Below are 11,368 nucleotides of genomic sequence, written 5' to 3'. Positions count from 1 at the left end.
CGCATGGCCGCGCTGCACACACACTACCGACATGGAGATGCAAGATGAACCACACGCCACAAGATTTGCGCACGCAAACGCTGCAACTGGTGCAGGCCAGCGCGGCCGGCAAGAGCGTTACCGACCTGGTGCAAGCCTGGCTCGATTCGCTCGACACGGAAGACCTGGCCGATATCGCGCCCGATAGCCTGGCGCCGGTGCTGGTCGACGGCTTCACGCAAGCGGCCACCCGCAGCGGCGACGGTTGCCAGATCGCCACCCTGCGCTACGCCGATGGCCGTGGCGGCATGGCGAGCGCCTTGCTGATCCTGAACCAGGACATGCCCTATCTGGTCGACTCCATCGTGATGGCCATGCGCCGCCAGCACCTGGCCGTGCGCGGCGTGATGAATACCGTGCTGCCGGTGCGCCGCGCCAATGACGGCAGCGTGCAAGCGGTGCGCCAGTCGGGCGATCCGCTCGAGTCCTATGTGCTGGTGCTGCTCGATGAAGAACTCACGCCCGAGGCGCAAGCGGCGCTGGTGGCGGCGATCGAACTGGTGGCGCGCGACGCTGCCGTGGTGCGCCGCGACAGCGCCGCCATGGGCGAGCGCCTGTCGGCGGTGGCGGCCGCCACCCAGGGCGAAGAAGGCCCGGAAGTGGCCGCCTTTCTGGAGTGGGCGCGCAGCGGCGGCTTCGAGGTCTTCGGTTATGGCTACTATCGCGTCAAATCTGGCGTGCGCGAACTGGAACGCGACCTGCCAAGCCGCATCGGCGTGCTGCAAGATACCAGCCACCCCGTCTACGGCAGCTGCCTGGCCAATATTCCCGGCGACTTCGACACCCTGGCCAAGCGCGAATCAGCCCTGTCCATCGTCAAGGCCGACGTGGCCGGCACCTTGCACCGCGACCAGCAGTTGGATTTCATCGGCGTGCGCGACACCGACGCGCAAGGCACGATCCTGGGCGAGCATTGTTTTGTGGGCCTGTTTACCCGCGCCGGCAATTCCACCCCGCTGGCGGCGCTGCCGTTTGCGCGCGGCCGCGTGGCCAAGGTGCTGAGCCTTGCCGGCGTGCGCCAGCAAGGCTTCCGCGCCGAGAAATTCCGTGAAATCCTCGAGTCCCTGCCGCGCACCGAAGCGCTGGAAGCGGACCTCGACTGGCTGGTGCAGGTGTGCGGCGCCGTCGTCTCGCTGTACAAGCAGCCGCGCACCAAGGTCTTCGCGCGCCGCGACGTGTATGCGCGCCACCTGAACGTGCTGGTTTACCTGCCGCGCGAGCGCTACAGCGCCAGCGTCGCTTCCAGCCTGGCGAAAGCCCTGAAAACCAGTTCCGGCGCCACCCATGTCAGCATGCAGACCCTGGTGGCCGACGGCCCGCTGGCGCGTGTCTACCTGATCGCCCATGCGGCGCGCTATCCGCTGGACCTGGAAACCGATATCGAGCAGCCGCTCCTGGGCGTGCTCGATGGCTGGCACAATGGCTTTGCCGCCGTCGCCGACGCCGTGCCCGACGTCGCCTTGCGGGCCAGCCTGCGCAAGTTGTGCGCCACCTTGCCGCTCGATTACGTGGCCGCCACCGCGCCGGCCGTCGCCTACCGCGATCTGGACACCATCTTGCGCAATACCGATGCGGCCAATGTGGCCGTGCGCATCGAGTCCGGACCTGTCACCACCATCCGCCTGTACTCGGCCAACCGCGTGCCGTCGCTGTCGACCATTTTGCCGGCGCTGCATAACGCCGGCGTGGCGATCGACCGCGAGCAGGCCTATTCGATCTTCTCGGCCGAAGGCACGCGCTATTTCGTCACCAGCCTGACGGTTGATGCGACCAGCGCCGCCAAGCTTACGCAGCCGGCGGTGGCAAAGGTGGCCGAAGAACTGTTTGCCGCCCTGTTCAACGACACGGCCGAAGACGGTCGCCTGAACGGCCTGGTGATCGAAGGCGGCCTGTCGACGCGCGAAGTGCAGCTGGTGCGCGCTTACACCAGCTACTGGCGCCAGACCGGCAGCCGCTTCTCGGTGCGCTATATCGCCGAGAGCCTGCGCCGCCAGCCGGCCCTGGTGAAAGCCCTGGTCGACGCCTTTTTGCAGCGCTTCGATCCGTCGCTGCCAGACGAACAGCACGCCGCCGCCCTGGCCAGCATCGTCGCCATCAAGGCCGGCCTGGCCTCGGTCAACCATGCCGATACCGAGGAAATCCTGGCCGCCCTGGCCGACCTGATGGCCGCCACCCTGCGCACCAGCTACTTCCAGAACAATCAGGTCGGCGACAAGATCATCTTCAAGTTCGACACCAGCAGCCTGGCGCTGGTGCCGGAACCGCGCCCGTACCGCGAAATTTTCGTGTTCTCGCGCCGCTTCGAGGGCGTGCACCTGCGCGGCGGCCCCGTCGCCCGTGGCGGCCTGCGCTGGTCGGACCGCATGGAAGACTACCGCACCGAAGTGCTGGGCCTGGTGAAAGCGCAGATGGTGAAGAACGCCGTCATCGTGCCGGCCGGCGCCAAGGGCGGTTTTGTCTGCAAGCAGATGCCGCAGGACGCCGTGCGTGAAACCATCGCGGCCGAAGGCGAAGCCGTCTACCGCCTGTTCATTTCCAGCCTGCTGGAAGTGACGGACAACCGTTCGCTGGGCAATATCGTGCCGCCGCAGGACACCGTGTGCTTCGACGAAGCCGATCCCTACCTGGTGGTGGCGGCCGACAAGGGCACGGCCACCTTCTCGGACATCGCCAACGGCATCGCCGTGCAGCGCGGCTTCTGGCTCGGCGACGCCTTCGCCTCGGGCGGCTCGAACGGCTACGACCATAAAAAACTGGGCATCACCGCCAAGGGTGCGTTCGAGGCCGTGAAGCGCCATTTCCATGAAATGGACCACGACATCAACACCACGCCGATCACCATGGTCGGCGTGGGCGACATGTCGGGCGACGTGTTCGGCAACGGCGTGCTGCTGTCGCGCCAGCTGAAACTGGTGGCGGCGTTCGACCATCGCCATATCTTCCTCGATCCGACGCCGGACGTCGCCGTCTCGTTCGACGAGCGCGCCCGCATGTTCGCGCTGCCGCGCTCCTCGTGGGAAGACTACAACAAGCAGCTGATCTCCGAGGGCGGCGGCGTGTATCCGCGCAGCGCGCGCTCAATCGAGCTGTCGCCGCAGATCCGCGCCGCGCTCGATATCGCGGAAACGTCGTTGCCGCCGGAAGAACTGATGCACCGCATATTGAAAGCCCCGGTGGACCTGTTCTACAACGGCGGCATCGGCACCTATATCAAGGCCGCGAGCGAAACCCACGCGCAGGTCAAGGACCGCGCCAATGACCATATCCGCGTCAACGGCAACGAACTGCGCGTGAAAGTGGTCGCCGAGGGCGGTAACCTCGGCGCGACCCAGGCCGGCCGCATCGAATTCGCGCTGGCCGGTGGCCGCATCTTTACCGATGCGATCGACAACTCGGCCGGCGTCGATTGCTCGGACCATGAAGTGAACGTCAAGATCTGGCTGGACGTGGAAGTGAACGCCGGCAAGCTGTCCGAAGCGGACCGCAACCGCGAGCTGTACGCGATGACGGACGACGTCGAGCGCCTGGTCCTGCGCGACAACACGCAGCAGACGCATTTGCTGGTGCGCGAACTGCAGGCGCAAAGCGAGGGCGCGGTGCAGGATGGTTACGCCGCCCTGATCGCCAGCCTGGAAGAAGAGGGCGCCTTGTCGCGCGACCTGGAGCAGCTGCCGACGGTGGCCGAACTGGCGCGCCGCAAGCAAGATGGCCGCGGCTTGACCACGCCGGAACTGGCGGTGGTGATCGCCAACGTGAAAAACCGCTACAAGCGCATCCTGGCGACCTTGCCGTTGATCCAGGAGAGCTGGGCCGAGCCGGTATTGAAACCCTACTTCCCGTCCCTGCTGGTGGAAACGCGCTCGGCGCTCGATCATCCGCTGGCCAACGCCATCCTGGCCACCGTGCTGGCCAATGAAGTGGTCAACCGTTGCGGCCCGCTGATGTTGCGCGAGCTGGCGGCCGAGTACAACGTGGACGAGTCAAGCGTGATCCTGGCCTGGGGCCAGGCCTGGGTGGCGTTGAACCTGGCGCCGGTGTTCGACGCGCTCGATGCCGACGCCTTGAGCATTGCGCGCGAGGTGTCGATCAAGGTCGATGCGCAAACGCGGGCGCTGCAAAAAACCATGATCTCCGGCGTGCTGTCGGTGCCGGGCGAACAACTGCGCGGCGCCGGCCTGCTTGAATTGACTGGCCTGTTCGGCGCGCAGTCCAGGCGCGAACTGTTCAAAGCCGTCGGCATCAAGTCGGAAGCATCGCTGGTGCCTGGTTTGAACCCGGCCTTTGTGCAGGCCTGGGATGCGGTCGATACGCTGGACGTGGTGGCGGGCTTTTTGTTCCCGGCCCTGTCGGTGCCGCGCCCTGCGGCGATGGACCTGTCGGCCTTCCTGCAAATGGGCCTGGCCCTGCGCAGCCAGGCCGGCATCGACACGCTCGAACGCGGCCTGAAGCTGGCCGCGCAAGGCAAGTCGCAGGAACAGTTGCGCAGCTATGCGCAGCAAGCCCTGCGCCGCACGCAACAGCGCTTGCTCACGCAAGTGCTGGCGCGTGCCGAGCAAGGCGAGGGTGACGCCGTTGATGCGGTAACGAGCGCGTTGGGCCTGTCGGCCTATGTGGCGGCAACCGAACTGGAACAGGCCATGCTGGACGTATGGACCCTGTCCGAGACGGTGAACCGGGGCGTGCCGGCGGAAGTGGCCGCGTAATGAGCGCGGACGCAATGACGGCAACCGCAGGCGGCCTGCCGCCGGCCGTGCAGGCGCTGGCGCAGGCGGACTTCGGCTTTGTTGCGCAGCTGTTCGCCAGCGCCGGCTTTGCCGTGGCGCTGCCGGCGCCCGGCATGCTGCAGGTGAAGGCAACGGTGGCGGAGAATGCGCCGGACCCCCGGCGCGCCAGCGTGGTGCTGTCGGTCGGCGTGCATGGCGACGAAACGGGGCCGATCGAAGTGCTGGCGCATCTGCTCGACGCGCTGGCGCGCGACGTGTCGGTGCAACCCCATGCGCTGGCGGTCGACCTGCTCGTTTGCGTCGGCAATGTCGATGCGATCCGCGCCGGCAAGCGCTTTGTCGACGCCGATTTGAACCGCATGTTTCGTCCCGTGCGCGGCAGCCTGGCGCAAGCGGCGGAAAGCGCGCGCGCCGATGAAATGATCGCTGCGACCAGGGCATTTTTCAGCGATGCGGGGCCGCTGCGCTGGCACCTGGACCTGCATACGGCGATCCGCCCGTCCGTCTACCCGACCTTTGCCATCGTGCCGGACCTGGTGGAGGAGGGCGCCAGGGCGGCGCTGATCGACTGGCTCGGGCAGGCGGCGATAGGCGCCATCATCATGAATCCGCAATCGGCCGGCACCTACAGCTATTACTCGGCCGAGCATTGCGGCGCGGCCGCCAGCACGGTGGAACTGGGCCGCGTGGGCGTGCTGGGGGACAATGACCTGTCGCTGTTCGAGGACGTATCGCAGGCTTTGGATGGCTTGTTGCGCGGCTTGCCGGCGCGGCCAGTGAAGGCGCCACCGCATGTATTCAAGGTGGCGCAGGAAATCATCAAGCACAGCGATGATTTTCGCATGGCGTTTGACCGCAGCACGCACAATTTCACGTCCTTGCCCCGGCATGCCGTGATCGCCAGCGATGGCGAAACGGTCTATACGGTACAGAATGCGCAGGAGCTGGTGGTATTCCCGAATCCCGATGTGCGCGTGGGCTTGCGTGCCGGGCTGATGGTGGTGCGCGTGGCCTGATTTTCCAGCAACCATAGCGTCAACGGCGCCAGCGCGCCGGTTTCCTGCCTGGCGCTATCCCGGCATCGTGGCGCAGCGTACGCACGGCTTTTGCCGCCCTCGGCTACACTCGCTTATCGCAACTACTCAGGAGTGAACCATGTCCGTATCCATGTACCGGGCCACCATCCCCGTCTTCGTGCGCGGCTTGCGCGTCGTATCAAGCCTGCTGGAAAAAGCGCAGGCCCATGTCGAGCAGGGCGGCATCGTGCCGGAAATTTTACTGGGCGCGCAGCTGGCGCCCGATATGCTGAACCTGACGGCGCAGGTGCAGCGCGTCAGCGATACGGCGAAAATGTCGGTCGAGCGCCTGAGCACGATACCGGCGCCGCGTTTCGACGACAATGAAAGCTCATTCGATCAACTGCGGCAGCGTATCGCCGACACGATCGCCTATGTGGGCGGCGTGAACGCCGGCCAGATGGCCGGCAGCGCCCAGCGCGAAGTGGTGCTGAACTGGACCGACGAGGGCAAGCGCTTCCAGGGCGATGATTACCTGCTCGGCTTTGCCCTGCCGAATTTCTATTTTCACGTTTCGATGGTCCACGCCATCTTGCGCAACAATGGCGTGGCTATCGGCAAGCTCGACTATCTCGGGCCGTATGACTAGTTAGCGTTGTGGCTGCTCTACCTGGTTCTGCACGGCATTGCCCAGGAAGCCGCCACCGATCACGCCAGCCACCGTCGCCAGCGCCTTGCCGCGGCCGCCACCGACCTGGTTGCCGATCAGGCCGCCCAGGACCGCGCCGGTGCCGATACCCACATAGTTGGGCTGGGCAGGTGCCGGCGCAGGCTGCTGCTGGCGTACCGGTTCACGATAGGCAGTGTCGCGGTAGGCGTAGTCGTCGTCGCGGCTGGCGGGGCGCGCTTGCGCCACGTGGTGCACCACGCGTTTATGTACGACGGGCGCTGGCGCGGCTTGCGCCACCACGGGTGCGGCCACTGGCGCTGCGACCGCAAGCGCTGCAGGTGCCAGCGCTTGCGGCGCCAGCGGGGCTGCCAGGTTAGTGGCCGCCAGGTCCGCCGGCACGGCCGGCGCATTGGTGGCGCGCGAGTTGGGCAAGATACCGGCAATCGATGCTGCACCGACCAGGCACAGTACCGTGGCGGAAATGGCGGCACCGGCCATCAAGGGATGGATACGGGCGGTGGTGTTGGTGGTGTTGGTCGCGTTGTTCATGCTGGTCTCCTGAAAAACATGTCTGGGTTGACGATGTAGCCAGAGTACCGGGGAGCGCGATACCAAGCTAGACGTTGCGCTGTATCAAACGTAAGCAGGTGTAATCCGGAAATTTTTTAGCCGCAGTAAAATCAGTGCTCCTTCAAGTCGGAGTCATCCATGAGCCAGTTATTCACGCCCTATCAGCTGGGGCCCTTGTCCCTGGTCAACCGCATCGCCATCGCCCCCATGTGCCAGTACTCTGCCGAGAACGGCAATGCCACCGACTGGCACATGATCCACCTCGGCCATCTGGCACTGTCGGGCGCCGGTGTCCTGATGACGGAAGCGACGGCCGTCTCGCCGGAAGGGCGTATTTCGGCCGACGACCTGGGCCTGTGGTCGGATGCCAACCAGCAAGCGCTGGCCAGGGTGGTGCAGGCGATCCGCCAGCATTCGGCCATGCCGCTGATCGTGCAGCTGGGCCACGCGGGGCGCAAGGCGTCGAGCCGCGCACCGTGGCAGGGCGGCAACTGCGTGCACTTGTCGGAAGGCGGCTGGCAGACGGTGGCGCCGTCGGCGCTTGCCCATGCACCGGGCGAAACGGTGCCCATCGCGCTCGATGAGGCAGGTTTGCTGCAAGTGAAGGGCGCATTTGTCGCCGCCGCCAAACGGGTCCATGCGCTGGGCATCGAAGGTATCGAAGTCCATGGCGCGCATGGCTACTTGCTGCATCAGTTCTTGTCGCCGCTGGCCAACCAGCGCACGGATGCCTATGGCGGCAGCCTGGAAAACCGCATGCGCTTTCCACTCGAAGTCGTTGAGGCGGTGCGCGCGGCCGTGCCTGCCAGCATGGCGGTGGGCATGCGTATTTCCGCCACCGACTGGGTCGAAGGCGGCTGGGAGATCGAGCAAAGCGTGCAGTTCGCCCATGAACTCAAGCGCCTGGGCGCCGACTTCATTCACGTGTCGAGCGGTGGCGTGTCGCCGCAGCAGCAGATTGCGCTCAGTCCCGGCTACCAGGTGGGTTTTGCCGAACGCATCAAGGCGGAAGTCGGCATGCCGACCATCAGCGTTGGCCTGATCACCGAGGCGCAGCAGGCCGAAACCATTATCGCCAGCGGCCAGTCCGACATGGTGGCGCTGGCGCGCGCCATGCTGTTCGATCCGCGCTGGCCATGGCATGCGGCGGCCCAGCTCGGCGCCCAGGTCCAAGCCCCACCGCAGTACTGGCGCTCGCAGCCGCGTGAGTATAAAAACCTGTTTGGCGACACCACCCAGGGCCAGCGCTAACAAACCGCATCGGCGTCCTCTGCTACACTGGACGCTGTTTTCCTCATTCTTCCAGGACATTCGACATGCGCCATTGATACTGCCGTGCTTGTGCACGGCCCAGCCCATCCCGCTACCCAAGCGGGTTCGCCAGCCTGGTACAAGGAGTATCCGCATGCCTGCATTACTGCAACTCGATCGTCTGTCTTATGTGCTGCCCGATGGCACTAGTCTGTTTCACCAACTGCTGTTTTCCTTCACGCCGCAGCGCATCGGCCTGGTCGGCGCCAATGGCGTGGGCAAGAGCGTGCTGGCGCGGCTGCTGGCCGGAGAAACCCTGCCCACCAGCGGCGCCGTGCGCGGCACTGGCAGCGTGGTGTACGTGGCGCAGGAACTGTCGCCTGCACACTTTCCTACCGTGGCGTCGCTCGCTGGTGCCGATAGCGTGCTGGCCGCGCTCGATCGCATCGCCTTCGGTTCCATCGATGAAGCGGACTATGCGCTGGTGGGCGAGCACTGGGATGCTGGCGTCCGCCTGCAGCAAGCGCTGGACGAGATCGGCCTTGGTCATCTGTTGCCCGACACACCGGCAACCAGCCTGAGCGGTGGCGAGCGCATGAAGGTGGCGCTGGCTGCCGAGCTGTATGCGCAAACGCCGCCGCAGTTGCTGCTGCTCGATGAACCCGACAATCACCTGGACCTGGCCAGCCTGCAAGCGATGGAGCGGATGCTGGCGCAATACCGGGGCGCCTTGCTGGTGGTGTCGCACGACGAAGCCTTCCTGCAGCAACTGCGGCTGGACGAGCCGCGTCTGCGTTTGCACGTCCACTCGGTATAATCCACTGAATAACCCCACCTATTTGTGAACTTAAACTGGGCATTCCCCCCTATGATGGGGTTTAATCTGGAATTGTTGTCACAGTTATATTTCATATGTGCCTCTCTGGTCCTCGTTCACTTTGTTTTATTGGAGAAATAGCATGTCGTTTTACGAAAAACTCACCGCCCTCAAGATCGAATTGCCGACCGTTGCCGTGCCTGCTGCCGCCTATGTGATGCATGCGCGCACCGGTAATACCGTGTTCCTGTCCGGACACCTGGCCAAGAAGGACGGCAAGGTCTGGGTCGGCCAGCTGGGCAAGGATGTCAGCACCGAAGAGGGCAAGCTGGCCGCGCGCGGCATCGCCATCGAGCTGATCGCCACCTTGCAGGACGCCTGCGGCGGCGACCTGAACAAGGTCAAGCGTATCGTCAAGGTGATGAGCCTGGTCAATTCCACGCCCGACTTTACCGAGCAGCATCTGGTCACCAATGGTGCCTCGGAACTGTTCGTCGAGGTGTTTGGCGACAGCGGCAAGCATGCCCGTTCCGCCTTTGGCGTGGCGCAGATCCCTCTCGGCGCTTGCGTGGAGATTGAGCTGATCGCCGAACTGGCCGAATAAGCGTGATCCGCGCCGGCAGGCAAGCCGGCCGGCGCATGATAAAAATAGACGGAGACAAGCAATGAAAACGAGTGAGCAAGGCTTGCACCGTGGCCTCGGTGAGCGGCAGATACGCCTGATGGCCCTGGGCGCCGCGATTGGCGTGGGGCTGTTCCTGGGTTCGGGCAATGCGATCAGGATGGCAGGTCCCGGCATCATGTTGTCGTATATTATCGGCGGCGCCGTGATCTTCCTGATCATGCGCGCGCTCGGTGAAATGGCGGTGCACAATCCCGTCGCAGGTTCCTTCAGCCGCTACGCCCAGGATTATCTTGGACCCTTGCAAGGCTATCTGACGGGCTGGAATTACTGGTTTCTGTGGCTGGTTACGTGCGTCGCGGAAATTACCGCCGTCGCCATCTACATGGGCATCTGGTTTCCCGACGTGCCGCGCTGGATCTGGGCGCTGGCGGCCTTGGCTTCCATGGGCGCCGTCAACCTGCTGGCCGTGAAAGCCTATGGCGAATTCGAATTCTGGTTTGCCCTGATCAAGGTTGTCACCATCATTTTGATGATCGTCGGCGGCGCCGGCATGATCGTCTTTGGCCTTGGTAACGATGGCGTGGCGATCGGCATTGCCAATCTGTGGACCCATGGCGGCTTTTTCCCGAATGGCGCGCAGGGCGTGCTGATGTCGCTGCAGATGGTGATGTTTGCCTACCTGGGCGTGGAAATGATTGGTCTGACGGCAGGCGAAGCGGCGAACCCGAAAAAATCGATACCCGACGCCATCAATTCCGTGTTCTGGCGCATCCTGATCTTTTATGTCGGCGCGCTGTTCGTGATCCTGTCGATCTACCCGTGGAACGAAATCGGCACCACCGGCAGCCCGTTCGTGATGACCTTCGAGCGCCTGGGCATCAAGACGGCCGCCGGCATCATCAACTTCGTGGTGCTGACGGCCGCGCTGTCGTCCTGCAATGGCGGCATCTTCAGCACCGGCCGCATGTTGTACAACCTGGCGCTGCAAGGCCAGGCGCCGAAGGCCTTTGCCGAGACCACGGCCAGCGGCGTGCCGCGCCGCGCCATCATGGTGTCGGTGCTGGCGCTGTTGATCGGTGTGCTGCTCAATTACCTGGTGCCGGAAAAAGTATTTATCTGGGTCACGTCCATTTCGACGTTCGGCGCCATCTGGACCTGGGGCATCATTTTGGTGACGCAACTGAAGTTTCGCCAGACCCTGAGCCCGCTGGAAATCAAAAACCTGGCGTTCCGCATGCCGTTCGCGCCGTACGGCTCGTGGATTTCGCTCGCCTTCCTGGCGCTGGTGATCGGCCTGATGGCGTATTTTCCCGATACCCGCATCGCGCTGGTGATTGGCCCGGCCTGGCTGCTGCTGCTGACAGTGCTGTACTACGTGCTGGGCCTGGCGCCGAAAGAGGGCGCTGAAGAAGTGCCGCAAGGCTATGAGGCGGGCTGGCCGCCGGCCGATGGGCATCTTCCGCGCAAGAAGTAAATCCAGCCCCTGTCGCCGTATCCTGGCGCGCCCCTGCAGTTGCAGCGGCGCGCTTTTTACTGCCGCCGACGTTGTTTCCTTGCATCAAAGATCTGCTGGTCTGGGCCGGTGAAAGCCCTATAATCGCTTAGTTTTGAAAATGGACCGTATTGTTTCCGGGTTTTTGCCAGGTCAAACCATCG

At 64.3% G+C, this 11,368-nt stretch carries 8 protein-coding genes; 7 read left to right on the top strand and 1 reads right to left on the bottom strand.

Annotated elements, in window-relative coordinates; all coding sequences use genetic code 11:
- Nucleotides 1-44 precede the first annotated feature (44 nt).
- From CD932_RS08870 to CD932_RS08860, 3 genes are all read left to right on the top strand, one after another.
- Nucleotides 45-4,742, top strand: coding sequence for an NAD-glutamate dehydrogenase domain-containing protein (locus tag CD932_RS08870; protein ID WP_094442321.1), 4,698 nt, complete (start codon nt 45-47; stop codon nt 4,740-4,742).
- Between the two features lie 14 nt (nt 4,743-4,756).
- Nucleotides 4,757-5,779: a succinylglutamate desuccinylase gene (locus CD932_RS08865; protein WP_254926529.1), complete on the top strand. Its 1,023-nt coding sequence runs from the start codon at nt 4,757-4,759 to the stop codon at nt 5,777-5,779.
- A gap of 139 nt (nt 5,780-5,918) precedes the next feature.
- Nucleotides 5,919-6,428 (top strand): DUF1993 family protein, encoded by a 510-nt coding sequence (locus CD932_RS08860; RefSeq protein WP_094442319.1) that lies wholly within the window; start codon nt 5,919-5,921, stop codon nt 6,426-6,428.
- On the opposite strand, the gene CD932_RS08855 is transcribed toward CD932_RS08860, so the two are convergent.
- Entirely contained in the window at nt 6,429-6,998 is a 570-nt protein-coding gene (locus CD932_RS08855) for a glycine zipper 2TM domain-containing protein (RefSeq protein ID WP_094442318.1), read from the bottom strand.
- A 159-nt stretch (nt 6,999-7,157) separates the two neighbouring features.
- On the opposite strand from CD932_RS08855, the gene CD932_RS08850 reads away from it, so the two are divergent.
- The 4 genes from CD932_RS08850 to CD932_RS08835 all read left to right on the top strand — a co-directional run bounded on the left by CD932_RS08850 (nt 7,158) and on the right by CD932_RS08835 (nt 11,186).
- Complete coding sequence (locus tag CD932_RS08850) at nt 7,158-8,270, top strand: NADH:flavin oxidoreductase/NADH oxidase (protein WP_094442317.1); 1,113 nt, start codon at nt 7,158-7,160, stop codon at nt 8,268-8,270.
- Between the two features lie 154 nt (nt 8,271-8,424).
- Nucleotides 8,425-9,087: an ATP-binding cassette domain-containing protein gene (locus tag CD932_RS08845; protein WP_176460915.1), complete on the top strand. Its 663-nt coding sequence runs from the start codon at nt 8,425-8,427 to the stop codon at nt 9,085-9,087.
- Nucleotides 9,088-9,229: 142 nt separating this feature from the next.
- The gene (locus tag CD932_RS08840; protein ID WP_094442315.1) at nt 9,230-9,691 is read left to right on the top strand and encodes a RidA family protein; all 462 of its coding nucleotides are present in this window, start codon (nt 9,230-9,232) and stop codon (nt 9,689-9,691) included.
- Between the two features lie 61 nt (nt 9,692-9,752).
- Nucleotides 9,753-11,186, top strand: a complete 1,434-nt coding sequence (locus CD932_RS08835) for an amino acid permease (RefSeq protein WP_094442314.1) — start codon at nt 9,753-9,755, stop codon at nt 11,184-11,186.
- Nucleotides 11,187-11,368 lie beyond the last annotated feature (182 nt).

Source organism: Janthinobacterium sp. PC23-8 (assembly GCF_002250505.1).
Taxonomy (GTDB): Bacteria; Pseudomonadota; Gammaproteobacteria; order Burkholderiales; family Burkholderiaceae_D; genus Janthinobacterium.
This window is presented reverse-complemented; position numbering and strand designations above follow the sequence as displayed.

What these genes read in the sequence shown, in the direction of transcription:
- CD932_RS08855 (WP_094442318.1), bottom strand. Translation starts at nt 6,998, where the DNA reads ATGAACAACGCGACCAACACCACCAACACCACCGCCCGTATCCATCCC.
- CD932_RS08860 (WP_094442319.1), top strand. Translation starts at nt 5,919, where the DNA reads ATGTCCGTATCCATGTACCGGGCCACCATCCCCGTCTTCGTGCGCGGC.
- CD932_RS08870 (WP_094442321.1), top strand. Translation starts at nt 45, where the DNA reads ATGAACCACACGCCACAAGATTTGCGCACGCAAACGCTGCAACTGGTG.
- CD932_RS08865 (WP_254926529.1), top strand. Translation starts at nt 4,757, where the DNA reads ATGACGGCAACCGCAGGCGGCCTGCCGCCGGCCGTGCAGGCGCTGGCG.
- CD932_RS08850 (WP_094442317.1), top strand. Translation starts at nt 7,158, where the DNA reads ATGAGCCAGTTATTCACGCCCTATCAGCTGGGGCCCTTGTCCCTGGTC.
- CD932_RS08840 (WP_094442315.1), top strand. Translation starts at nt 9,230, where the DNA reads ATGTCGTTTTACGAAAAACTCACCGCCCTCAAGATCGAATTGCCGACC.
- CD932_RS08845 (WP_176460915.1), top strand. Translation starts at nt 8,425, where the DNA reads ATGCCTGCATTACTGCAACTCGATCGTCTGTCTTATGTGCTGCCCGAT.
- CD932_RS08835 (WP_094442314.1), top strand. Translation starts at nt 9,753, where the DNA reads ATGAAAACGAGTGAGCAAGGCTTGCACCGTGGCCTCGGTGAGCGGCAG.